The following is a 24,718-nucleotide window of genomic DNA, read 5'->3' as shown; positions in this document are numbered from 1 at the left end:
GTTATTTGTCCTTTTCCTGTGGGTGCAAACATACCAAACGATCGACCAACGCCATTGATCATAGGGCACCGAGGTGCGAGCGCTCTAGCACCCGAGAATACACTTGCAGCATTTCGTCGTGCGATCGATGACGGGGCCGACGGCATCGAAATGGATGTCCGGCTTGCGAATGACAATGTAGCCGTTGTCGTTCATGACGCCGATCTGATACGCACGGCTCGTATCTCGGGCAAAGTCGGCAAAATGACATCTGGCCAATTGTCGCTTGTTGACGTCGGGACGTGGTTCGATCTCGACAGTAGCAACGGTTCAACATCCGAGTTTCGCGGTCAACATATACCGACTCTCGATGAAACTCTGTCATTTTTAGGAGAATACTCCGGCCGGATATATATCGAACTAAAGTGTAAAGACTCCGAGGTCGAGAGTCTTACAGAGGCGGTCGCTCGGTCCCTAAGGTTGTATGGCAAAGAAGAACAAATAATCGTCAAGAGCTTCAAACTATCGGTGATACCGCACATCAAGCGATCGTGCCCAAAAGTAACAACTGCGGCGTTATTTGCCCCGAAGATCATGACAGTGCTGCGAAAGGAAAAACACATGGTCAAGATCGCCGTCGATTTTGGCGCTGACGAACTCTCAGTGCATTACTCTCTTGCAACGCGAAAACTGATGGACAAAGCTCAACATCGCGGACTGCCTGTAGCGATCTGGACCGCTGACAATCCGCGATGGGTAAAGCGCGCATTGAAACTTGGGGTGACGGCCATTATTACAAACGATCCGGCTCGCCTTTTGAAGAAGCGAGACGAATTGTTATGTCGGTGATCCGCCGCTTACTTAGGACGCGAAAAGCGAGCCTCATCGACCTCAACCCCGTGCTTGACCTCGCTTGTTGTCATTACGATCTCGAATTGCGGAAGCACCGTACGTACCTTGAATGGCATCTTGATTCCGTCGATCTCACGATAGTCCTCATAAAATATCTTCGCCGGCTGATTCCCTTCGGGCGAGACCAGGGTTGAGTCGGTTCGAAGTAACTGCCCGGTCTCTGCATCAAAGTACATTATGTCTGCCGGCAGTCCTTCGGATGTCGCCGCGAGAATTAATGCCGGACGACCGGCGACGGTCTCTTTTCCTGTGACCTCGAGTTTTGTGTACAGCTTTTCAAGATTCACTTCCCTGTAAAAATTGCTTGTCAATAGATTCTGCTGAAGTTCGAGACCCGTCCGTTCCCTTCCACCCTGTATAGGATTGACAGTCCACGAGGTCTTGCCGTCGGCACCATCAGCAAACTCTCCAACACCCGCAATCGTCATCCGCGACGCCGATCTAGCTTCGGGCGCCTGAAGCAATTCGAAGGTCCCTTTTAACCCCATCGGTGAGAGCTCCACATTACCTTTGGTAAGTCGTGATCGTAACTTCAGATGGGCTTCCTTGCCACCGATGGCCGCAACATACTTATCGATCACATTCCGTACGCTCGGCAACGCCGGTTTTTCAGCAGGCTTAGTCTCAGGAACTGCGGCTTGTTGACCGAACAAAGCTGATACGAACGAAAAGATAATGAAAAATGATGCTGAAATGTATTTTCCCATTTATTGATCTCCCTTCTGGTTATTGATTATGTCCATTGCACGCCGGAGCTGTGTGTCCACTCCGTCGAGCAAGAGGTTGGGGTCGAGTTCCACGGTTTCATCCGGAAAGACTCCACGGCCCTCGATCAGGACCGATTTAGGCGACTTGTAGTCTGAGATCGCATACTGAAAGGTCGCACCGGTCGGCAGTTTTGCGAAAACCGATGGAAGGACAGCGCCTGCGGTTTTCGAGCCGATCATCTTCGCTCGACCTATTTCCTGGAGGCCGGCAGCAAATATCTCGCTTGTTGATCCTGAACCGTGGTCAACCAAAACGACGACCGGCCCGAGGTATGGTTCGGTTTGGGGATAAACGATAAACTCGAGCGAAGTGGCCCGCGATCTCATCGATCCCAGGGAAACGCGATCCTTTACGAGCAGTCCTGCAAATCCGGCTGCCATACCGCCGACGCCGCCCGGGTTGCCCCGCAGATCTACTACGATACCAGCAGCATCGCTGAATTCTCGCATCGCGGCTCGGATCTTCGTCATTTGCGGGATAACCCACATGCTGAATCGAATGTAGCCGATATTGCCGTCGAGCCGTTTTGACTCGAAGACGACCTCCTGCGCCGGAAAATTACCCATCGGCTGAGACATTTCTCCGGAAAACTTGACCCGCCTTAAGTCGTGTACAGAGGAGGCAGATCTTACCGCCAATTCGAGCCTGACGGTGCTGTCCGGTTCGCCTTCGATCGCCGCTTCGATCGTACGCTCACGATAGACATTCTTGCTTGCTTCGGTCAATTGGCGTCCTTTCATTGCATCCTCGAGAGGTTTTAGTATCGATGCGACCGACTTGCCGTCGACCGCTCTTACTTTCATTCCCGGCCGGACCTTCGATGCGCTTGCAGACGAACCATCCGAAACGCGAAACACGACCGGTTCGCCGCCTATCATTTTGATCTCCACCCCGACCGTGCCCGAACCGCGAGCAGCCGAGGAGAAGTTCGGATCCTCTGCAAAAATGCCAAAATGAGATAGCTTTAGTTCACCGAGCATCTGTCTCAGTATCCGATACAATTCGTCATCGGTTCTTGCTGCGTAAGCCTGCGGTTCATATTTTGTGCGTACACTTTTCCAATCGATACCGCCGAAAGTCGGATCGTAATGATTATCATTGACCGTATTCCAAACCATTTCGAACGCCGCACGCCGTTTTTCCGCAGGTGACATTTCGGCTCGGTTCGACGTTACCGCCGTGGTTTGAGCACTTACACCCGGAATTAGATAGCATACAAATACGAATGCGAGAATAAAGATAATTCGTTTCATGAGTATTCGACTTAGACTGATCTTTTATACGTCATCTCGATTTCATCCGTTTCAATTTTGCTGAGATTTAATCTGGGTTTAATATTGACGAATCATAAACAACAAAAATGCCTGACGGCTATAACGAATGAAATATTACAACACCGTATTAGATCTGATCGGAAATACACCATTGGTCAAGATCAACCATTTGACCCGGCAGCATAAAATAAAGGCACAGATATTTGCCAAAATGGAAAGCCTCAACCCGGGTTATTCTGTAAAGGATCGCATCGGCGTTTCGATGATCGACTGGGCCGAAAAGGAAGGAGTATTAAAGAAGGGCGGCACTGTCATCGAAGCAACCTCCGGCAACACCGGCATTGGCCTCGCTCTTGTGGCCGCGGTTCGTGGCTACAAGTGTATTTTTGTTCTTACCGACAAAGTATCTGTCGAAAAGATGCGATATCTGAAAGCGTTAGGTGCTGATATCGTCGTTTGTCCCTCGGCGGCAAAACACGGAACACCCGATCATTACGTCGAAACGGCTCGACGTATTGCAGGCGAGACACCAAATTCGTTCTACCCCGATCAGTATAATCATCCAGCTAATCCCTCAGCCCACTATCGGACCACCGGACCCGAGATCTGGGAAGACACTGACGGCAAGATCACACATTTTGTTTCGGGTATCGGAACGGGCGGCACTATCAGCGGAACGGGGAGATTTCTCAAAGAGATGAACCCTAAGATCCAGATCGTCGGGGCTGACCCGTATGGCTCTATCTTCAAAACGTTCAAGGATTCGGGACATGTACCCGAGGCAACACCATATTTGGTCGAGGGTATAGGGCAAAGCCTTCCGGTCGGAAATGCCGACATGAAGATCGTCGATCAGATCATCAACGTTACCGATCGAGAGTCGTTCGACCTGGCAAGACAGTTATCTCGGCGCGAAGGGATCTTTTGCGGCGGCTCCACGGGAACGAACTTTGCCGCCGCTTTGAAGGTCGCCGCGGACCTCGATGAAACCGGACTTATCGTTTTCATCGTTTGCGATACCGGAGAGCATTATCTGACAAAGTTCCATTCAGACGAATGGATGAAGGAAAAACTACTATTGGAACCGCAGCGGATGACCGCCGGCTTGATCGCCGAAACAAAGAATTCCGGCGCTCCGGCGGAATTGATCTTTGTAACGCCGAACGAGATCGTGAGCATAGCTTTGGCAAAGATGAATGAGGCCGGCGTTACTCAAATTCCTGTTTTGGACGATAATCGGTCTGTTGGGAGCATTCGCGAAAGCCGCTTGCTGGCGAAGCTTTTGATTGACCGAGATCTTCTCGATTCGAAGGTCGGTGATGTGATGGAAGCTAGTTTTCCCGTCCTTGATGTAGATACCACGCTGAAAGACGTCAAGGCAAAGCTTCAGAAGTCGCCGGCCGTTTTGATCGAAGATTTCAAACGTATCACAGGAATAATCACACGTTCCGATGTTCTTGACATGCAACGTTAACGACCATTTATTGAATGGAGGGAACTAGCTATGAACGATCTGGAAAATAGCACGGTACAACCCGACGTCGAAGACGAACTGAATACTACTCCGCCGAACCCGGCATCGTCTGCGATTCCGTCGCCGCCGTCTCAAAACAAAGATGGTTGGACGATGCCAAAGCCTGTATTCAGGCAGAGCAGCGGCCAGCCGGCGAATCGTGAAGATCGCGCGATCGAGGGCTCTGAAGATGTGACGGCCATACCGAACGCACCGGAATTCGATCCCGTTAATGAATCGAACGGCGTCAACCAATTTTACGAAGAGCCGGCGGGTGATTCGTCGATGAACGCCGCTGCAGGCGGGCAGGTCGAGCCTCAGCCCGAGCTTTCGGAGCTTCTCGATCCCGAACCCACAATTGAGACGGCCGTCCCTCAGGTCGAGCCAAAACGCGGTGCGATGCGCTCGGTGATGTTAGTGTTCGGCGTGGTCGTGATCGTTGCATTCATCGCGTTATTTTTGGCGGTCGTTTATTTTCTCTTTCTCAAAGCTCCTGTTGTTGACTCGGCATTTTGAAGGCAAAACGCTCTGCAGTTCCTCGTCAACCATCGGACCAGATTCAGGCCGACGTGTCTTGGAACCGTCGTGTTCTGGCGGTTTATTTCGAGTGTTCGCCGTTCAGTATTTTGACAGATGCCAAAGGCAAGACTAATTTTTGATGGCCGTGAGTTCTATCTGGGCTCGGGAGTCGCGACGATCGGGCGAGCCCCCGACAATTCCGTCTCATTTCCGGATGACTCGAACGTCTCGCGAAATCACGTCGAGATCGAGCAACGCGGCGATTATTACTGCCTTGTTGACCTCGGAAGCAGTAACGGAACAACCGTAAATGGACAGCGGGTCGAGGGCGAGATCTACCTTTGGGACGGTGCAAAGATACTTTTAGGTGGATCAGCCGAGGTCATTGTTCAGTTCGCTGATGAGAGTGGCGATTTCGCGGAACTCCCCGCTGACGGCTCAGCACCGGGTCTTTCTGATGCGGCCTCCAGCTCTGATATGGCAACTGCTCAGTCCGCCAGCGCCATTGCTGCGGAGCAGCCTGTGGGGTCAAAGAAGATGTTGCTTGCTGCAGGCGGCGTATTCGGCCTGGCAGTTGTCTTTGCCGGTGGGGCCGGCATCCTTTATTACAGTAGTTCGTCTGCATGTAACGCAAAAGCGGTGATCGTCTCGCCGGAGCCGGGCGACACACTTTCAACCCCGACCGAGATCGAGGTCGACGTTTCGAATGGCGGCTGTGTCGCACGGGCTGCATTTACGATCGACGGTATCGAGTTTGCCAGCACGGATGAAATACCATTCACCGCAACGATCGACCCTAATGATTTTCCGGAGTTCGCAGATGGTTACGACCATGGGCTCGCGATCGTCCTTGAGGACGAAGAGGGAAACCGAATCGAGCAGAACGAACCTGTAATGCTAGCATTCGAGACCAAGTCGATAACGAAACCCAGGGATGCCGTCCCGGCCAATATTGCCGATCCCCGCCAAACCCCGTCAGAGCCGAAGGCGGAAAGCGTTACTTTGATCGAGATCAACGAGATGTCAAAGCGATTCTTGAAGCAATTTCCGGCGAGCTCCTCGTATAGTGTGTCGAATAAACAGTTCTTGCTGGAAATCCAGAAAAAGACCGCCGAATATGCCCAACCGGGTTATTACGATCGCGCCGCCAGATATCGCGATGCGATCAACGTCGCGTTCGTTCGTGAGCAAAATCTTGACGCTCCGCTCGGTTTTGTTTTGGCGATGAGCCGTAGCCGATTTGTCCCTGATAAACAGGGAAATGACGAAGGCCTTTGGCGAATGACCAGCGAATTTGCAAGTTCAAATGGCTATACAGGGCTTTGCGGAACTGAAACGCTTGCCGAGGCTTCGCAAAATTGTGCAGCAAAGGCAGCGTCACTATATATGAAGGCTCTCGTCTTCGGCGTATTTGATGGAGATGTTATTTACAGCGTTGGGGCATTTGGGAAATCACCACAAGACGCCAGTGTTTGGAAATCAACATTGCCGGCAAATCGAACCGATATCTGGAACTCGATAAAGACAGCCCCGGAACGGGAACAGATCGTTCGCTTTTTTGCTGCCGGAATCGTCGCTGAGAACCCGCAGAAATTCGGGTTGAAAAGCGAGCGGCAACTATCCGAGTTGTTCAGGCTGGCATTGTAATATAATAGGAAGTGTTGGATATATCGTTAACATTCCCGACGCCGGATGGTTCGCAAGAGATAGTGATCGACCGCGACAGGATCACGCTTGGACGCGGGACGGACGTCGATCAGCGATTTGCAGATAATAGTCTTTCGCGGGTGCACGCATCGATCTACCGCGAGGGCGACCGCGTATGGATCGTTGATGAACATTCGTCAAACGGAACGTTCGTTAACGGCGAGGCCGTAAATCCGTCGGGTACGCCGCTTAAGAATGGTGATTCCATTCGTCTTGGAAACGAAACGATCTTACGCGTGCATGCCGAAGAAAGGGCCGCCCCGGCGGCCGCCGTCACGCCGCCGGCTGAACGTTCCAAAGTAACCGTTGCTTCGGCGTCGCCTGCCAGTATTTTGCCGGTCGCGCTCATAGCATTCGCGTTTCTCATATTCAGCGTTTCGGGTTTCTTCATCGTTTACAAAGCTCTTGGGATCGGTAAGCCGGAAGTGGTTCGCGACGATACTGACCTTGACGATGTCGATGAACGACCGACGCCGAAACCATCGATGAAAACAAACTCGAAAGAAGACAAGCCAGCGAGAAACTCGGCCGAATTGACGTCTCCGACACCCGGCCCGTCACCTGAGGCCAGTCAGACAACGGCAATTTCGACTCAGCCAAGCGGAAAGAACTATCTCGCTATGTCGGAGACTGAGAAACGCCAGTATCTCAGCGATAGAGCGATGCGGATAGCTCAGGTTATAGGCAATCGCGGAAGCGAAGAGATTCCATCGGCCGCACTTGATAAGATCAAGTCGTTTACTGACGCGTATGCGAAACGTATAAATGTAAAGCCCTTAGGGGGATGCAAATTTGGCGATAATCTCGAGGTTACTTACGCCCGTGCATCAAAAAACGCTCCGTTTATCGTCAAGGCATTCAACGAGAAAGGGATCGACCCGCGGATAGGTTTGTATTTGGCTATGATCGAATCCGAGCATTGTGTTTGCCTTCAAAGCCCGACGGGTCCGCTTGGGATGTTCCAGTTCACAAAGGCAACGGGCGAGATCCATGGTCTAAAGACCGTAAAAGGTGCCTCTCCCACAAATCCCGATGAGCGCTGCGAACCGGAGCCCTCAGCGAAAGCGGCTGCCTCATACATGAAGGCTCTCACGGGACGTTATGGCACGGGCCCGGCAAGTGTGCCGCTTGCGATCGGCAGTTACAACAGCGGCGAGGGTGGATTGAGTTCGAATCTTACCAAAGCCCTTGAATCGAACTCAGGGTTGCCGCGCGACTTCTGGTCCCTGATCTCAAAGGGCGATATTTTGTCAAAGCAGTTTCAATCAGAGAATTTCAAATATGTCCCTAAGTTTTTTGCGGCCGCGATCGTCGGCGAGAATCCGCAGGATTTTGGGATGAAGCTTCAACCGATCTCAACGTATACTCGATGATCGGCCGGGTCACGAAGGTGGTTAGCCCGCGATCTGCCGGTTGACCTTTTGACAAACCCAAACACCGTATATGCAGTTGTTGCGTCTCATATTCAGTGACGAATTCGGTAATGAACGCGAGGTCGTCGTGGATCAGGATCGATTCGTGATCGGACGCCATTCTGCAACTGATCTTAGTATCGCCGATCCCCGTCTCTCCCGCGAACATCTTTATATCGAACGTCTTTCCGGGTCGTATTTTGTCGAAGATAAGGGTTCCAGTAATGGTTCACGATTGAACGGAACGGAGATCTTCGAGCCGGTCGAGATCCGGAGCGGCGACGTCTTGGACCTCGGGGGCGGTGTCATCATTCGCACCGAATTATTCGCCGATCGAGAGCGTGTTACGACCGGTTCTTTTGCGAAGCCGGTCGCTGCCGAACGATCGGGGATCGTTTCTGAAAGTGGCGCGACTTCGCCGCATCCACACGCGAAGTCAGCATCAGGCGGATTTCCGACTTCCCTGTTGCTGATCGGGCCGCTTGTCGCCGTGATCGTTCTGGTTTTTGCAGGCGGGCTGTTTTTCGTATTGAACGGCGGAAGTTCGTCGAACAATCAGGTAACTACCGACGATGGTGATGATCCGATCGAGATCGACGACGAACCGGTAACCCGAGATCGCCGAATTCGGTCGAACGATGTCACATCAACCTCCAAGCCTGAATCGAGTCCGACCGAGGCCCCGTCGAATTTGAGTTCGGGGAATAGCGAATCGGTGATGCCGCGAGGCACAAGCGAGACGTCAAAGGTGGAGGAACACGGTGCAGCCTTTCTGCGTCGGATCGCGATCAATGACCCGAAAGCGTTTCTTACCGGCGAACAGGCTGCGAGAGTCAACAGTAAGATTAAGCAGATCAGCTCATCGTCTGCGCTTGCGGCAAATATCAACTCGGCGAAAAGGAGTTCGTCCCAACTCGCGGCACTCGCTCAATCCAAAAACCTCAAGCCGCAGTTCTTGGCTGTCGCTGCTATTGCCAGGCTCGGCAGCAATAAGGGCGACGTAGTTCAAACCGCGCAATCCCTGGTCGACGTTCTCGACAAGCTCGGAACGCAGATCGGCAACGAACTCGCTGATGACGCATTGCTGATGATAGCTGCTTATGATCAGGGAAAGGCGGGCGAATTAATGAAAATGCGAAACATGCTTCAGGACCTCTCTAATAAGTTCCCTGAAAGCTCGCGTTCGATTCGAACGATTTGGTTTCTGCAGAAAAACGGCAAACTCACGAATGCCGAGTTCGAAAACGCTCTTACATTTCTCGCGGTGGGAATAATAGCGCAAAATCCAAAGGACTTTGGCGTCACAGCCGAGACTCTGGTTCTATGAGTTCACCTTTCATCTACATCTCGGCACCATCGACGTTTTCGCCGGAAGAGAAACAATATGGAAAATGAACAGTGGATCACCGGTAACATAACATTGAAAGTTGCCGGACAACCCCTCGATCTAGAATTAACGGTGCCCTCAGGTCCCGTGAGGCCCGATCGGATGCTGCCCGTATTTCAAAAAATGACCGATAGCTTTGTGGAAATGAGCGTTGCCGCGGCAGCCGCTAACGGCGAAAAGGTCTCGTGTGCAAAGGGTTGCGGTGCCTGCTGCCGACAGGCCGTACCGGTTTCGGTGATCGAGGCCATCAGATTGGCTGAAGTAGTCGAAGCCATGCCTATCGAAAGGCAGACATTGGTCAAGAAGCGGTTTGCCGACAGTTTGGCCCATTTCGAAGCGATCGGCTGGTTCGACCGAATCCGCGATCTCTCGGAAAACCGTCGTCAGGATCCGCAACACGAACTTGAAAAGAAGATCAATGAAGCGGTCATGGAATATTTCGGTCAGTCGATCGAATGTCCGTTTCTCGAAAACGAGTCTTGTACGATCCATGAAGATCGACCTTTGGCATGTCGAGAGTATCTCGTGACCTCGCCGGCCGAAAATTGTGCTGATCCGACCAATGCGAGTATCGACATGGTGAATGTCTTTCTTAAGCCGTCGAAACCGATCCGGTTCCTCGGCGTTGATCCGGCCGCGGTCAGATTTATTCCATTGATCGAGTCGCTTGCGGTCGCAGAAGCCGGGTCGGAAGTCCTTCCTGAAAAGTCCGGTGAGCGCTGGCTGGCCGAGTTTTTTACGGTCCTGACCGGCTCACCGATACCGGAAAGTTGATTTATCGGTGCATTTCTCTTTGTCGTCATAACTGTAATGTTACTAACAGAACGGCGGTATTCGAGCTGCAAAAGAAACCTGCGCCCGACTGTTTACTAATTCGCTAACTCGTTTTACTATTTACGTCTAAATCTTGTTATGAGCAAATACCGCAAAATCGTCTGGAACGAGGGGATGCTCCTGACTCCGCACCATTTTCAGCAGTGGGACAATTATCATGAAGAGCTGCTGCATTCGCGTGCCCAGTCGATGATGCAGTTTAACTATGGCGTATTGGACCTTCAGGTAAACAATGAAGCTATAGCCAACGGCAACTTTCAAATAACGAATTGCCGTGCCGTTATGCAGGACGGCTTGATGATCAATGTGCCTGACGCTGAGGCAGTCCCTGACCTGCGACCCGTGGGCGATCACTTCAAGGTCGAACAGGAACGGCTTGGCGTTCATCTGGCTATACCGGCCAAGAAAGCCGGTGAAGCCAATTTTCAGGCAAGTGGTGCGTCTGCTGGGTCAAATCTTCGCTTTCACCAGGAAGGCTCGATGGTCAAGGACGAAACGACAGGGTCGAACGAGCAGCCGATCGCTTATGCAAAAAGCAACCTTAGGATAATCTTTGACGACGAACTGCGCGACGGATTCACATCAATGAAGATCGCCGAGCTTCAGCGAACCCCGACGGGCCAGCTAAAGATATCGGATGAGTACATCCCGCCGATTTTGAAGTCGTCGGCATCTGGCTGGCTCGTCAATATGCTCCGGCAGATGGTCGAGATATTGATCACCAAAAGCGGCAGCCTTGGTGAACAACGACGGCAGAGCAATGCCTCCCTCGCCGATTTCACAACATCGGAAGTTGCCGTCTTCTGGCTGCTGCATACTATCAACTCGTCGATACCGACGATGTCTCATTTCTTTCGGTCGCCCGTTCTTCACCCCGAGCGACTTTATCTTGAAATGGGAGAACTCGTCGGCAAACTGATGACATTCGCTCTCGAGTCGCACCCGAAAGACATTGTGAAATATGATCACGACGATCTTTATTTCACGTTTTACAACCTATCGACTCAATTAAAGGACCTGCTCGAGACCGTGATCCCGAGCCGATGTGTCGCGATTCCGCTCGAAAAGACCCGCGATACACTATATGTCGGCCGAATTGAAGATGAAAGGCTGCTCAAGGAAGCCGGGTTCTACCTTGCGGTTCGAGCACAGATGCCCGAGTCAAAGATGATCGAGGGAGTACCGCGGGTCGTAAAGATCGCTTCACGTGATGTGATCGATTCGGTCATCGGATCTGCGCTGCCCGGGGTCGTGCTGACCTACACTAATCCTCCGCCGGCTCCGATCCCATCGCGTGTCGGTTTCAAATACTTCCAACTCGATTCGATTGGGCCTTACTGGAACGGAATTACCGGCTCAAAGGTAATCGCGGTTTACGTGCCGAACGAGATCCCGGACGAAAAACTTGAGCTATACGCTGTCAAACCATAAGAAATATGGCTGATCCCGCTAACAAAAATGATCTGATAACCTTTGCCGGGCCGGTATTTGACCTGATCTTGAGGTTAAAGGCCGGAATCGTAGTTCCCTCGAATGAACTTCGCCCGCAGATCGCGGGAATGCTGCAGGATTTTGAGAAGCGTGCTGAACGATATCGGTTCAATCACAAGATCGTGCAGGTTTCGAAATTCGCTCTTGCTTCATTTGTCGACGAGGTCGTCCTCACAAACAACTTCCCGTTAAAGAACGAATGGGAAAAGTATCCGCTTCAGCTCGAATATTTTGGCGAACAATTGGCGGGCAATAAGTTTTTCGACAAACTGGACGCGATGCTAAAGCAGATCGAGACGACGCAGGATGCGGTCGAGGTCTATTATTTCTGTATGCTGCTTGGGTTCAAAGGGCGATACGCTATCTATGAACAGGATAAGCTTCTGGCAACAATGCAGCGTACCGCTAATGCACTGGTAAAGGTCGGAAAGATACAGTCGGTCGAGCTTTCACCGCATTGGCTTGCAAATGATCAGCCGAAGCCGCCTGAAAAGCGAGGAATGCCTGTTTGGGCAAAACTCGGCGCCGCCGGCGGTCTAGGTTTAGGGATCATTGTCTATTTCGTTATGTTCTTGCTTTCTATGAAGTTCTTTTGGGACGCGGCGGAAAAGCTCCAACTGTAGTTTGCGCTTTTTACGACCGAGTTTCTCTTCGGTGTTTCGACTGTTGGGAAACCGATCGGATGAACTCTCAGGATTCGATTGGACTTAGCTCAACTCATCAGGTTTTAACGGATTATGTCGTCCTGGCACGTTGGTCAACTAAAATACGCACTCGGTCTTGGCAGTATCATGTCGTTTTACGGCATTGTCACGATGATCGTGGTGATGATGCCCGAAGGCAGTGTTGGCCGTAATCAAAAGGTCGTCGTCATCGTTCTGGTTTTGTTAACGATGCCTTTTACGATGCTTGTCGGCTTTCTCGCCGCTCGCCGCTCGAAAAGGAAAAAGGAAAAAGAAGAGGCCGCTGCGGCGGGCAAGGACGCCGGAGAAAAAGCTGTACCTGAAAAAGCTGCCGCAGAGGTATCAGCTCCGGTCGGTGAAAATGCAGATCTGGCATCGAGAGCCGAAGAAGCGGTTCAATTCCTAAAGAGTTCGAATCTTGGCGAAAGCGGTAAAGACGCGGTTTACTCGTTGCCTTGGTATTTGGTCGCAGGTGCACCGAAGGCCGGCAAGAGCTCGCTCGTGATCAGTTCGAATCTCAATTTTCAAACACTTCCAAGTCAACGACAGTCGGAGCAGAAATTTGTAAAGCCGACGCAGAGCGTCGATTGGCGAGTAACAAGCGACGCGGTGTTTTTGGACACCGCGGGTCGATATCAGACCGAGGGAGTTGATGCCGATGAATGGGCTTCGCTGATCGAAAATGTCAAGAAGTATCGTTCTAATCGGCCCTTAGATGGCTTCCTGCTGATCGTCAATGCTGAAGACATACTCAAATCCGATGAACGTCAAAACGAGGAACTGGCGAAAGTGCTGCGCGCACGGCTTGATGAAGCGATTCAGCGACTCAAGGTCAGGTTCCCGGTCTATTTGATATTTACGAACGCCGATTCGATAGAGGGCTTTCGTGATTCGTTCTCGAGCTCGAAGAACGAGGACCGCACCTTGGTTTGGGGTGCTACGATTCCGTTGGAAAAAAGCGAGAACGCGCAAGCTATGTTCGACGGGGAATACGAGTTGCTCCATAACTCGGTGATGAAGCGTCGTCTTATTCGCCTATCGGCTCCATTCGCTCCCGTTCGCCAGCTCAGGATCTTCAATTTTCCGCTGCATTTCGGCTCGGCGCGCCGCAAATTCGGCGGTTTTGTTAACGCTCTATTCCGTCCTAACCCGTTCAGTGAAAACCCGTTTCTGAGGGGCTTTTATTTTACCGCGGTCCCTGAGACAAAGGCCGCACCTGGATCACCGAAAACCGCCGGCAGCGGCTACTTTACTCAGCGTTTGTTCCGTGACGTCATTCTTCGCGACAAAGACCTTGTCAAGACGTTTCTTGCTCAACGCCAAAGGGTGCCTATCTTCGGATGGTTCATGACCCTTCTTGGATTATTCGCTGTATTGGCAGTTTTGGTAATGGCGGGAGTCTCTCTGTTCTCAAATCAGGCGATGCTCGATCGGGCGATCGTCATCGGTGAGAAAGCGTTGGTTTTAAGACGCTCAGATGCCGGAAAGGATATCCTTGCGAAGAATGAAGAGGAAGTCAGGCGCGAGATCCGAACTATCGATGAGATGATGCCGCTATTGACGATGTTGGATACCAACGATCGTGATGGTGCTCCGTTATACATGCGGTTCGGGATGTATTCAGGTGAGAAGATATACGAAAATCACCTTTTGCCGCTTTACTTTAACCTTGTTGAGGGTCGTTACAAAGCCCCGACGGTAAGGCGGATCGAGGCAGAACTTCGCAAATTCGCCGACGGACAGGGCGTCTCGAACCCAGGGCAACTGACAGAAAAGGATGAGCAACTGCTCGACAAGCATTACAACTTGCTCAAGGCATATTTGATGATCTCGGGACAGTACAAGGAAAAGGCCGAGGCGACCCATATTGCAAACACTTTGAAGGAATACTGGGTAACGGAATCAAAGGTGCCGGCCGATATGCGGCCGACGGCCGAGCAGCATCTCGAGTTTTGGGCAAAGCAGGTTGACCGCGATCTTTATGACGGCAACTTTCCGCGTATTGAAATGAACGCGAAATTGGTCGAAGATACGCGACGCAAATTACAGGCCTTTCCGGCGGTTTACAGGTATTACAGTAACCGGATCACCGAGATCTCGCGTCAGGTCGATGAAACCGGACCGACAACCGTTGACGCCATAAAGGCAAAATACGGGGCCGATGATCCCGCGGGATTTGTTTCAGGCACTTATCGCGTCCCCGGGGCGTTTACAAGGGTCGGTTACGACCTGATGAAAAAAGCTATCGCGGAAGCGGATCAGAAACTTAGCGAAGACGACTGGGTAATGGGCGAACTTGGTAAACGCGAACTCGCCCAATCGACCGATGCCGCCAAACTTGATGACCGGTATCATCGCGATTACGCGGATCAGTGGCGAACGTTCGTAAAGGGCGTGCAGGTGAGGCCGTACAAAAACAAGGACGACGCTACCGACGCTCTTCGTGTTTTTTCGTCGGCAAATTCGCCAATGAAAATATTGGTCATTGAGATCGCGAAGAACACTGATTTCTCAAAAGCGGTCGATACGGGTGGATGGCTCGACTGGATCATGAAGTTTTTTTCAAAGGGGAAAACGGAGACCGCGACGGCGACCCAACCGGAAAAGGAGTTCCGGCCGTTGTTCGTTTTCGTCGGAACCGCTGAAGATCCCAAAAACGCCCCTATCGAGAAGTACCAGGCCGAAATGGGCAAGGCATTCAATGATTTCAGCGGGATCTCAGAAGACAGAATGAAGCGGATAGCCGAAGAAATGGCAAATGATAAAGACCCGCTCAAGATCCTTGCTCGAGAAAAGGCGATCACTGGCCTGTTGAGCACATTCAGCGAATCGTCGTCCGGGCAGGAATTGGCAACTCTTTTGCAGCGTCCGATCGGCAACTTAAAGGGCCTGCTCGGAGCTGATGCGAAGAGCCAATTGGCAAAAGCCTGGACCGATGAGATCATCCCCGCGGCTCGCGAGATCGAGAAAGGATACCCGTTTGAAGATGGCCAAGGCGAAGCCGACCTGACCAAGCTCACGGCATATCTGAATCCATCTGACGGCAAATTCTCAAAGTTCTATGAGGATCGTTTGAGCAAGTATTTTGAAGAATCCGGTGGACAGCTTAAGGTCAAGGCCACTAGCGAAGTGCAGTTCAGCGATGAATTCGTTGCATATCTGAATAGTGCGATCAATCTCAGAAAGGCTCTATTCGGTACAAGTCCGACACCCAAATTCGATTACGAATTTACACTCCGCCCGGTCAAGGACGCGATCGTCGAGGTCAAGATCGATGGTCAAAAGATAACGTCAGAAGGCACCGGATCGATCAAAGGAACCTTCCCCGCTGCCCAATCCGCCGAAACGGGCGTTCTGCTTAGCCTGGTTTCAACTAGCGGGGGCTCGACACCAACGTCGACATCGTCTTCAGGATCGAACACATCTGAAACGCCATCGTCTAACCGGACGACTGCACCGTCGGCCATCCCGAATACGTTCCAGGGCAACTGGGGCTTGTTCAGATTTGTCGATGCTTCGAGGCCCGAGAAACAGCCCGGCGGCGAATATCTGTTGAGTTTTTCGGTCAGCGGTAAAGCAGTAACGGCGACGATAAAACCAAGTGGCGGCGATCTTTTTGACAAAAATACGTTCCGATCGGTAAAAGCTCCACAGACGTTCATCAAGTGACCGGATCAATGCAGAGGATGCCAGATTATGAATGACGCAAAATTGAATCTCGATAAAGGCGATCTAAAAGCTGCGGTCGAAAGCGCGCTGAATTTGGTCAAGACAAACCCGACGAACGCTACAGCCAGAACATTTTTGTTCGAGCTGTGCTGCTTTTCGGGAGAATGGGAACGGGCCGAAAAACAACTCGAGGTCATCGGGCATCAAGACGTAAATGCGATGATCGGCGCAAATATATTTCGACAGAATTTCAAGGCGGAGCGCGACCGGCTCGCCTATTTCGCCGACGGGGTCAAACCCGAGACGATGACGGCTACGCCGCCGCATTTCGCGGACATGCACAACGCGAACAACCGCGTTCGCGAAGGAAACATTGCCGAGGCACGTCAGATATTGGATAGTGTCGAAGAGAGTCGGCCGGCGTACGCATGTACGATCAACGGCGAAGATCACTCCGACTTTCGCGATTATAACGATCTGACCAGCTGCGTGTTCGAGGTCCTTTTCAAGGATGCGTATATTTGGCTGCCATTCGAACATGTCGAGAAGATCGAATTTATTAAGCCGAAATCACTGCGGGATCTTTTCTGGATACAGGCGAAGGTCGAACTGACGAACGGTACCAATGGCGAGATGTTCTTCCCGGCGTTATATGCGGGTTCATGGAAAAGCGAAAACGATCTAGTTCGGTTAGGCAGGATGACTGAATGGAAAGACCTCGGCGAAGAGCTCTTCGTCGGAGAAGGAATGAAACTCTTTTGGATGGACGGCAAAGATCGGTCGATCCTGGATCTTGACACTATCGTTTTTAAGCATCCGAAAGCGGCCGAAGTTGGCGAAACGGCCGATTGAGTTTTTTAGTGATTTATTTCGCGTTTTCGTTTATTATAAGGGCACAAATCCCAGTGAGTTTCAGCATTCGCCCGAGTTCTTGAGTAATCTTAGGAGTTTTTTTCGATGAGTGAAGAACTACGACAGCCACCGGTCGTCGACCTTGAGGCACTACTTCGTCCGATCTCTGATGAGAACCCTTCGGGCGAATCGCTCCGTTACTCCGGACTTTACGACGAGATCTCAGAGGCCCGCCGTGCGGACGAAGTTTTGAATCAAGGCGAGTGGCAGACGGAACTTAAGGTTGCTGATTACCGTAGGGTCATCGATCTTGCTGTACCGGCCCTTACCACTCAGACGAAAGATCTTCAGGTCGGGGTTTGGCTGGCAGAGGCTTTGCTCAAGCAGTATGGTTTTGCGGGACTTCGCGACGGCCTGAAAATGCTCGCCGGCTTTCACGATATCTTTTGGGAAACCGTGCACCCCGAGATCGATGAAGGCGACATGGAGGGGCGTGCAAACGCAATCTCATGGTTTGATACGACCGGAGCTTTCGCCGCGAAGCAAGCACCGTTCACGGGCGGCGAGGGTTACAGCTTTATCGATTGGGAAGATTCGAAGACGTTTGACATACCTGACAATCTTGAGACCCTCGCCACCGAGGATCAGGCCCGATACGCGCAATTAAAGGCGCAGGCCGAGAACGAACGCCGCGTAACGGCGGAAATGTGGCGAAAAGAGAAAGCAGCGACTCGGCGTGCAAGCTGTGAAAAGGTAAACTTCACGCTCGAAGAATGCTGGGAGGCATTTAACGCCCTCAATAAAGTTACCGAGGAAAAATACGACCGCAATCAGACGCCTGGGTTGAGTACGCTGCGTAAATCACTCGAGGACATCCACGGGCAGGTCAAGAAGCTCCTTGAAGAAAAGCGGCAAGAAGAGCCTGACGAATCCGACGTCGAAGAAAGCGAATCCGCGGACGGCGAAGGATCCGCCGACGGAGCCGCAGTCGGACGAGCAGGCGGAGGCCCTGCGGGGCCGATACAAAACCGTAAAGACGCGTTAAAGCGATTGGCCGATGTCGCCGATTTCTTTCAGAAGACCGAGCCGCATAGTCCGGTTTCGTACCTCGTTCAGCGGGCCGTTAAATGGGGCCACATGCCGCTTGAATCGTGGCTCCAGGATGTCATCAAGGACGAGACTATCCTATATCAGCTTCGTCAAACATTAGGCTTCAACACTGCATCCGGCGACCCGAATGCTCAAACGAATCAGGGGTAGTCAGCAGCAGTTCCGCATCTGCCGGGATTTGTAAATGTGAGTAACATTTTGAATTGAAATATTACAACTAAAGGAGATAAGTCAATGCCAACAAAAGAGAGTTTACAGCATAAGATCGACCGGGTGCGGCCGCCAAGGGTCCAGATCACCTACGATGTTGAGGTCGGCAACGCGATCGAACTCAAAGAACTTCCCTTCGTGATCGGCGTAATGGGCGATTTCGTCGGTAAACCGGAAGAGCCGCTGCCGGCTTTCAAGAACCGCAAGTTCGTCGAAGTCGATCCTGACAACTTCAACCAGGTGCTCGCCGGAATGAAGCCGCGACTTGCCTACACTATCGACAACAAGCTTCAGGATGATGGGAGCAAGATGGGCATTGAGCTTAAGTTCAACAGCATCGAGGACTTCGAACCTGACAATGTCGCTCAACAGGTCGAACCGCTGAGAAAGCTGGTTGAAGCCCGGCAGAAACTGGCCGACCTGAGGTCGAAAATGGACGGAAATGAAAAGCTTGAAACACTGCTCGAAGACGTGATCTCAAGTGCCGACAAACAAAAAGAACTGAGCGCGGCGCTCGGTATCGATGCGAAGGAGGACTAATCGAAAATGGCTACACAAAAAGGAAAAGAAGCCGCAGTAGAAACCGTCGAAACCACTGGCGAAGTCAGCTTGCTCGACAAGATCTTGACTGACGGCAAAATGGCGCGTGACGATTTTCAGAAAGAACGCGCAAAAGACATGATCGCTGAGTTCGTCAATCAGGTAATGAGCGGCGAACTGACCATGACCAAGAATATGGATGTGGCGATCAATGCTCGCATCGCAGAGATCGACCGCCTGATTTCGGCCCAGATGAACGAGATCATGCACCACGAAGATTTTCAGAAACTCGAAGGTTCGTGGCGCGGTCTCCACCACCTGATCAAGAACACGCTCACCGGGCCCCAGCTCAAGATACGTGTGATGAGCGTTACTAAGAAAGAGCTCTTGAAAGATTTCGAAAGAGCCCTCGAATTTGACCAATCGACCCTCTTCAAGAAGATCTACGAAGACGAATATGGAACGTTTGGCGGCGCTCCTTATGGTGCGATGATAGGCGACTTTGAGTTTGGCAACCACCCGCAGGATATGGCCTTGCTTGAAAAGGTTTCGGAAGTTGCTGCGGCCGCCCACGCCCCGTTTCTGAGCGCAGCCTCGGCGGATCTCTTTGGATGGGACACGTATTCAGAAATGACGGAGGTCCGTGATATTACCAAGATCTTCGAGCGTGCTGAATACATGAAATGGCGCAGTTTTCGGGAATCGGAAGATTCGCGTTACGTTGGCCTTACGTTGCCGCACGTGCTCATGCGTGAACCCTATGGCGCAGCAACAAAACCGACAGAATCGTTCCGCTTTGAAGAAGACGTTGACGGTACCGACCACAAGAAATATCTTTGGGGTAATGCTGCATACGCGCTCGGAACAAGGCTCACAGAGGCATTTTCCATGCATGGTTGGTGTGTAGCCATACGCGGCGTGGAAGGCGGCGGCCTGGTCCAGGGCCTTCCGACGCACACATTCGAGACCGACGAAGGCGAAGTCGCTATGAAGTGTCCGACCGAGGTCGCGATCACCGATCGGCGTGAAAAGGAGTTTTCGGATAACGGATTCATACCGTTGGTACACTGCAAAAACACCGATTACGCAGCATTCTTCGCGACCCAGTCGGCAAACAAAGCGAAGAAGTACGACTCAGATGCCGCAAATGCGAACGCCCGGCTTTCGTCGCAGCTTCAGTATATTTTCGCGGTTTCTCGTTTCGCCCATTACCTTAAGGCAATGATGCGTGACAAGGTCGGTTCATTTATGTCGAGGAAAGAGGCAGAGATGTTCCTTAACAAATGGATATCTCAATACGTACTTGAGAACGATGTTGCCCCGGCCTCGCAAAAGGCAAAGTATCCGCTGCGCGAAGCACGCGTCGACGTCGCGGAGATACCTGGAAAGCCCGGTTGTTATCGTGCCGTTGCATTCTTGCGGCCGCATTTCCAACTCGACGAACTCTCGGTCAGTCTGAGATTGGTCGCCGATCTTCCGCCACCGGCGAAATAAATTGTGGGATATCCGCAATTTTCGCGGTTATTTGGCAAAAGCAGGCTTTCGCGTCGTCTCTATCCTGTAAGCGAGTAGGGACCACAACGAGTCGGGACGAAAGCCTACGATGGACCTGTTGGAGAGACAGGATTATTTCGATAAATCTAAAAGGAGCATAGATACAACATGGCAAGTGCAGATTATTATTTGAAGATCGATACGATCGAGGGCGAATCGGAAGCCGTCGGTTTTGAAAAGCAGATGCAGATCGAGTCGTGGTCATTCGGAGCCAGTAATTCAGGTTCAGCAGTTCAGGGAACTGGTCTTGGCGTCGGTAAGGTCAGCCTTCAGGACTTTCACTTCGTTGTCCAGAACGGCAAAGCGTCGCCGCAATTGTTCCTCGCTTGTGCCAAAGGCAACCACATCCCGCAGGCGATCCTTTCCTGCCGCAAGACCGGTGGTGACGGTAACCCGTTCACGTACACGAAGGTCACTTTCGGCGACATCGTGATCTCGTCGTTCCAGACCGGTGGTTCGAACGGTTCTTCGATCCTGCCGATGGAGCAGATCTCGTTCAACTTCACCAATATCACAATGGAGTACTTCCAACAGAAGAAGGACGGAACGGTGGCATTGACCAATACGACCAGCTACGACATCAAGAAGGTCGAAGGCACCGGAGCCTAAACCTGCTCGTTCAGCGATCTGTCTGCCGCTCAGACCGGAGCGGCAGGCAACATTTCGTTTCTCGAAAAGTAACCGTTCCCGCCATACCGGCGGGAGCGTGTTTTTCTGATTTCAGCCTATGTCTCGGAGTGATCTAGAAACAAGAGTTACACCATCGCTTCTGGATAGGCTGATCGATCTGGATCCGCGTATGTCTCAGGAGCCGCCAAAGTCGCGTTCCACCTCCCTCGCCGAGTTGAAACAGGCGGTTCGACGTGACCTTGAATGGCTATTGAACACCCGCTGCCATATCGAGACGCTTGATGATCGATTAGAGGAAGCTCCGCGTTCGGTCGCGTTTTACGGATTGCCCGATTTCACCGGCGTAAGCGTAAAAAGCCCGATCGAACAGCGGCGAATGACCGCCGCGATCGAATCGGCACTAAAGACCTTTGAACCGCGTTTCCTCGACCTTCGAGTTGAGCTCGAACCGGTCGATAACATCGACCGCCAACTGCGTTTTCGGATCGAAGCAACACTCGATATCGAGCCAACGCCCGAACCTATAGTCTTCGACTCGGTATTGCAGGCAGGTACGGGCGGCTTCTCAGTCGTCGAGAAGTGATGCCGCAAGTGGAATGTCCGCTCGCGAAATAGCCTTGTGCCCCATAGCGGAAAGCCGCCTCACGGACAAAGATGCGCGATGAACTCTTAGGATATTACGAACGCGAACTCGTTTTTCTGCGCCGTATGGGCGCGGAGTTTGCCCGAAAATACCCAAAGATAGCCGGCAGACTTTTGCTCGAAGGCGAAAAGGTCGAGGATCCGCACGTCGAAAGAATGATCGAGTCTTTTGCGTTTCTCACCGGACGCATCGGCCTAAAGCTCGAAGACGAACTCCCCGAAATTACCGAATCGTTCATAAACGTTCTCTATCCACATTATCTTGCCCCGATCCCGTCTATGGCGATCTCGCAAATGTCATTCGGTTCACCGAACGATAAGATCACTTCCGGACAGGTTCTGCCGCGGGGTTCGAAGCTGAATTCTCGGCCGGTTGACGGGACGCCGTGCCAGTTCACGACTGCCTACGACGTTCAATTATTGCCAATAGAGCTCGAGTCTGCCTCGCTCGATTCGCCCGCGCCCAAAAACTCGCAAGGCAAATACGCCGAGTGTGCCATTAAGTTGAGCATGCAGTGTTATGGCGGAGCCAACCTGCACGAGATCAAGATCGGCGGCGAAACGCCCCCCGAGTTTTTCAGATTTTATCTCGACGGCGATCCACAGCTTGTGTTTCCGCTTTATGAGATCATTTTCAACCAGGCAGTTTCCGTTGAGTTTCGGCCAAAAGATCCGCCGTTCGGCGCCGGCACGATGAAGACCTTGACGGGAATTCAGCTGAGGCTTCCCGATCCTATCGTAATTCCGGCGAAAGATGCGATAAAGCAAGTAGGTTTTCGTGATTCGGAGAGCCTTTTGCCGTTCACAAAGCGATCGTTCAAGGGCTATCGCCTTTTGACCGAGTACTTTTCCTTTCCCTTCAAATTTTTGTTCTTCGATATCTTTGGGGTCGATAAGGCGATCGCTGCAAAGTTCGGGGGTTACTTTGATGTTTATATCCATCTCAAGGACGTAACGCCGCCCATTGCCCCCGTCGTTACCGAGACCTTTCGAATGGGCTGTACGCCGATCGTGAATCTATTTTCGCGTCTTGCCGACCCGGTTTACATTTCACAGCAGAAATACGAATACCATATAATCCCCGACATTCATCGCCAGTCGACAACCGAGATCTACTCGATCGACGGTGTGTTTGCTTCGGATCCACGGACCAACACGACTCGCGAATTCTCTCCATTTTACTCGTTGAGGCATGCATACGGTGAACAAATGGAAAAGTCGTTCTGGTATGCCGTTCGCAGGCAGTCACAGAGGCCCGATGATGAGGGAACGGAAATACACATGTCGCTGGTGGACGCCAATTTTGATCCGTTCGCGCCGCCGGTCGAGGTGCTTAATGTGAGAACGACATGTACGAACCGCGACCTTCCGGCAAAACTGCCATTTGGCGGAAAAGAAGGCGACTTCGAGGTTGAAGGCACGGCTCTTGTCTCGCGGGTGAGATGTCTCACCAAACCTACTGAGACCCTGCGCCCGCCGCAAAAGCGATCGGCACAGTGGCGGCTTATTTCGCATTTGAATTTGAACTACCTCTCCCTGGTGAACGGCGACGACGGAACACCTGAGGCATTGCAAGAGATCTTGCATCTTTACAATATCGGCGATTCCGCCGTTACTCGAAAGCAGATCCTTGGTATCGTTGGCATCGAGTCCAAAAAAGCAGTTCGACAGATCGGCGGACGTATCGGCACCGGCTTTGTCCGCGGCCTGCATACGACGATCACATTCGACGAGGAACAATATGTCGGCAGCGGGATGTTCCTGTTTGCCAGCGTTTTGGAACGGTTCCTTGCTCTTTATGCATCACTGAATTCGTTTAACCAGTTGACGATCAGGTCGGCTCAACGCGAAGAGGACATAAAGACCTTTCCGCCGCGGGCCGGGGAACAGGAATTACTTTAGACGAACGAAGCAGAAGCAACCTGCACACGCGGGATCGGGCATTCGTCCGGTGTGCAAAGCTCGTCGATCCGGCCAGGAAGCCGATCGGGACGTGAATAGAGCTATTTCAAGCAACAAGTGGAGAATCGAACACTAAAAGAACGGCTGTTTGACGAACCTTACCGGTTCGAGTTCTTTCAGGCCGCGCGGCTGTTCGAAAGACTATTTCCGGGACGCAAGGCCGTCGGCGGCGTAGCTCTACCCGCCGAAGAGCCGGTTCGATTCAGATCGCGGATCGCATTGGATTTTCCCTCGAGCGAGATACATGAGATCCACGTTGACAACACCGAGGATCCCGATAAGCCGCTGGTCGAGATGCTGATCAATTTTATGGGAATGGTCGGCCCGAGCGGTGCCCTCCCAACGCATTATACGGAACTCGTACTCGATCGCATCCGTCATCGAGACACGGCAATGTGGGCGTTCCTGGATATCTTTACCCACCGCTGTGTTTCGATGTTTTTTCGCGCATGGGCGAAATACCGGTTTCCGGTTGCCTACGAACGCGGACACGACGATTTCACCGCATACCTATTCGACATCACCGGCTTGGGAACTGACGGATTGCGCGGCCGCATGGGCCTACAGGACGAGTCGCTCCTGCCCTATAGTGGCTTGATTTCGCAAAAGCCCCATTCCGCGACGGCGATCGAAAATGTTCTTGGCGACTATTTTCGTATAGAAGCGAACGTGCTGCAGTTCTTTGGACAATGGCTCGACCTTACCAAGGACGACATTACTTACCTTGGCGTAAAGAATAGCTCTTTAGGTACCACCGCCATCATCGGTTCGCGGGTTTGGGATCAGCAGTCAAAGTTTCGCGTGCAGCTCGGCCCCCTTTCGTTCGTTAAGTTTCAGGCATTTTTGCCGAGCGGATCAGCTCATGCAGCATTTAGGTCGATACTGAAGTTTATGGTCGGCCTCGAATACGACTTTGACGCAAAACTTGTGCTCAAGGCTCAACAGGTTCCGAGCTTGATATTGACGACCCGAGCCGTCCGCAAACCGATGCTAGGCTGGACAACTTGGCTGAAGACAAAGCCGTTCAATCAGGATGACGAACAGGTGGTCTTGTCGATGAATTGAATTTC

General features: G+C 52.0%; 20 protein-coding genes. 18 read left to right on the top strand and 2 right to left on the bottom strand.

Translation table 11 applies throughout. The features are described 5' to 3' along the window. Positions 1–54 precede the first annotated feature (54 nt). The gene (locus tag IPM28_14870) at positions 55–828 is read left to right on the top strand and encodes a hypothetical protein (protein MBK9174264.1); all 774 of its coding nucleotides are present in this window, start codon (positions 55–57) and stop codon (positions 826–828) included. A gap of 8 nt (positions 829–836) precedes the next feature. Here the strand turns inward: IPM28_14870 and IPM28_14865 are convergent, their stop codons facing one another. Continuing rightward, positions 837–1,598 carry a hypothetical protein gene (locus IPM28_14865; GenBank protein ID MBK9174263.1) on the bottom strand — a complete coding sequence of 254 codons (762 nt, stop codon included), beginning with the start codon at positions 1,596–1,598 and terminating at the stop codon, positions 837–839. Next, a complete protein-coding gene (locus IPM28_14860) occupies positions 1,599–2,912 on the bottom strand; it encodes a hypothetical protein (GenBank protein ID MBK9174262.1) in 1,314 nt (437 codons plus the stop codon). 127 nt (positions 2,913–3,039) lie between these two features. Between IPM28_14860 and IPM28_14855 the strand changes: the two genes are divergently transcribed. The 17 genes from IPM28_14855 to tssG all read left to right on the top strand — a co-directional run bounded on the left by IPM28_14855 (position 3,040) and on the right by tssG (position 24,713). Further along, entirely contained in the window at positions 3,040–4,407 is a 1,368-nt protein-coding gene (locus tag IPM28_14855; GenBank protein MBK9174261.1) for a pyridoxal-phosphate dependent enzyme, read from the top strand. A gap of 30 nt (positions 4,408–4,437) precedes the next feature. Further along, positions 4,438–4,962, top strand: a complete 525-nt coding sequence (locus tag IPM28_14850; protein MBK9174260.1) for a hypothetical protein — start codon at positions 4,438–4,440, stop codon at positions 4,960–4,962. A gap of 117 nt (positions 4,963–5,079) precedes the next feature. Next, positions 5,080–6,612, top strand: a complete 1,533-nt coding sequence (locus IPM28_14845) for an FHA domain-containing protein (GenBank protein ID MBK9174259.1) — start codon at positions 5,080–5,082, stop codon at positions 6,610–6,612. Positions 6,613–6,626: 14 nt separating this feature from the next. Then, on the top strand, positions 6,627–8,045 hold the full coding sequence (locus IPM28_14840) for an FHA domain-containing protein (protein ID MBK9174258.1): 1,419 nt from the start codon (positions 6,627–6,629) through the stop codon (positions 8,043–8,045). Between the two features lie 70 nt (positions 8,046–8,115). After that, entirely contained in the window at positions 8,116–9,411 is a 1,296-nt protein-coding gene (locus tag IPM28_14835) for an FHA domain-containing protein (GenBank protein MBK9174257.1), read from the top strand. A gap of 57 nt (positions 9,412–9,468) precedes the next feature. Beyond that, positions 9,469–10,245: a YkgJ family cysteine cluster protein gene (locus tag IPM28_14830; GenBank protein MBK9174256.1), complete on the top strand. Its 777-nt coding sequence runs from the start codon at positions 9,469–9,471 to the stop codon at positions 10,243–10,245. Between the two features lie 138 nt (positions 10,246–10,383). Next, the gene (gene tssK, locus IPM28_14825) at positions 10,384–11,736 is read left to right on the top strand and encodes a type VI secretion system baseplate subunit TssK (protein MBK9174255.1); all 1,353 of its coding nucleotides are present in this window, start codon (positions 10,384–10,386) and stop codon (positions 11,734–11,736) included. Positions 11,737–11,741: 5 nt separating this feature from the next. Continuing rightward, the gene (locus IPM28_14820) at positions 11,742–12,419 is read left to right on the top strand and encodes a DotU family type IV/VI secretion system protein (GenBank protein ID MBK9174254.1); all 678 of its coding nucleotides are present in this window, start codon (positions 11,742–11,744) and stop codon (positions 12,417–12,419) included. Positions 12,420–12,533: 114 nt separating this feature from the next. Next, positions 12,534–16,148, top strand: coding sequence for a type VI secretion system membrane subunit TssM (tssM, locus tag IPM28_14815; GenBank protein MBK9174253.1), 3,615 nt, complete (start codon positions 12,534–12,536; stop codon positions 16,146–16,148). A 27-nt stretch (positions 16,149–16,175) separates the two neighbouring features. After that, a complete protein-coding gene (locus IPM28_14810; GenBank protein ID MBK9174252.1) occupies positions 16,176–17,000 on the top strand; it encodes a hypothetical protein in 825 nt (274 codons plus the stop codon). Between the two features lie 105 nt (positions 17,001–17,105). Further along, entirely contained in the window at positions 17,106–18,260 is a 1,155-nt protein-coding gene (gene tssA / locus IPM28_14805; GenBank protein MBK9174251.1) for a type VI secretion system protein TssA, read from the top strand. An 84-nt stretch (positions 18,261–18,344) separates the two neighbouring features. Then, positions 18,345–18,860 (top strand): type VI secretion system contractile sheath small subunit, encoded by a 516-nt coding sequence (gene tssB, locus IPM28_14800; GenBank protein MBK9174250.1) that lies wholly within the window; start codon positions 18,345–18,347, stop codon positions 18,858–18,860. A gap of 6 nt (positions 18,861–18,866) precedes the next feature. After that, the gene (gene tssC / locus IPM28_14795) at positions 18,867–20,354 is read left to right on the top strand and encodes a type VI secretion system contractile sheath large subunit (GenBank protein ID MBK9174249.1); all 1,488 of its coding nucleotides are present in this window, start codon (positions 18,867–18,869) and stop codon (positions 20,352–20,354) included. A gap of 168 nt (positions 20,355–20,522) precedes the next feature. Continuing rightward, complete coding sequence (locus IPM28_14790; protein MBK9174248.1) at positions 20,523–21,023, top strand: type VI secretion system tube protein Hcp; 501 nt, start codon at positions 20,523–20,525, stop codon at positions 21,021–21,023. A 118-nt stretch (positions 21,024–21,141) separates the two neighbouring features. Beyond that, the gene (gene tssE / locus IPM28_14785; protein ID MBK9174247.1) at positions 21,142–21,627 is read left to right on the top strand and encodes a type VI secretion system baseplate subunit TssE; all 486 of its coding nucleotides are present in this window, start codon (positions 21,142–21,144) and stop codon (positions 21,625–21,627) included. 71 nt (positions 21,628–21,698) lie between these two features. After that, positions 21,699–23,588 (top strand): type VI secretion system baseplate subunit TssF, encoded by a 1,890-nt coding sequence (tssF, locus tag IPM28_14780; GenBank protein MBK9174246.1) that lies wholly within the window; start codon positions 21,699–21,701, stop codon positions 23,586–23,588. A 117-nt stretch (positions 23,589–23,705) separates the two neighbouring features. Beyond that, a complete protein-coding gene (gene tssG, locus IPM28_14775) occupies positions 23,706–24,713 on the top strand; it encodes a type VI secretion system baseplate subunit TssG (protein ID MBK9174245.1) in 1,008 nt (335 codons plus the stop codon). The last annotated feature ends 5 nt before the right edge of the window (positions 24,714–24,718 follow it).

This window comes from Chloracidobacterium sp., from assembly GCA_016716305.1.
GTDB lineage: Bacteria > Acidobacteriota > Blastocatellia > Pyrinomonadales > Pyrinomonadaceae > OLB17.
The sequence above is the reverse complement of the archived record's forward strand: the minus strand, read 5'-3'. Positions and strand labels throughout refer to the sequence as shown.